Origin of the sequence: Hoylesella timonensis S9-PR14 (assembly GCF_000762405.1) — a bacterium.
Lineage (GTDB): Bacteria > Bacteroidota > Bacteroidia > Bacteroidales > Bacteroidaceae > Prevotella > Prevotella timonensis_A.
In genome coordinates this window covers 1-851 of sequence record NZ_JRPQ01000024.1, presented here as the reverse complement: position 1 = coordinate 851, position 851 = coordinate 1, and the positions used below count along the sequence as shown (strand labels likewise).

At 45.8% G+C, this 851-nt stretch carries 1 protein-coding gene; it reads right to left on the bottom strand.

What is annotated here, in order from left to right; genetic code table 11:
* The coding region (gene mobV / locus HMPREF9304_RS01165; protein WP_036925974.1) for a MobV family relaxase at positions 1-851 on the bottom strand (851 nt) is incomplete at both ends.

Genomic DNA, 851 nt, shown 5'->3' with positions numbered 1-851 from the left:
ACCACGTACAGCTACCTGCTTTTGGTGCATCTTCACCACGGTATCATCATCAAAGTCCATCTTGCGGAGCATCAAACGAATATTAAGCAAGAGGTAGAAGCTATGAAAAAATCGCTTGATAAAACTCCGCTCCTCCTCGTACACCTTGATTTCCTTTTGCTGTTCAGCTATGGTTCTGTCTTTACCTTTGACGGTATCTTGCAGGAGTATGACCTTCTTACGGATTTCGGCTTTCTCCTTTTCAGAAAGAAACTTCTGTTGCTCCATCTCCCTTTCCAACTCTCCGACACCTTTTTCTGCTTTGTCAAGTTCGGAGTACCCAAAGAGCGAGTAGAGCGTTCCCTTTACTCGAAGTTTCCCTGCCTGCTTTTCCAACTCCTTGACTTTTTTGATTAGTTCTTCCTCCTCAAGTTGTTTTTGTTTCGTTTCTTTGAGCAGTTCCTTATAATATTCCATATTGGAGCGGTGCTTGGCTTCCGAGCCGTATATGCCTCTTTCCAGCCCGAAAGCCTTCATCTGTTCTGCGTATTTGGTTTGGTACTCCTCTAATTTCTTCGGAGTAAGCACATCGTCTGCACAGAGTCGTATCTTGCCTTTCTTTGTCTTGTACTTCCGCTTGCCATTCTCTGCTTCCGTCTTGGCTTTACGTCTTTCTCCTTGTACGATGGGTACTACCGTTGCGTGGATATGCGGAGTTTCCTCATCTGCGTGTAGTGTGGCTGCCACTACATTTTCCTTTCCAAAGGTGGAGTAAAGCCACTGCATTGTGCTGTCGCACCATTCTCCTAAGCGATCCTCGCTTTCAAGTTTGAGCATATCCTCGTGCGACCCTGAGAGGATAAAGCGAAGTG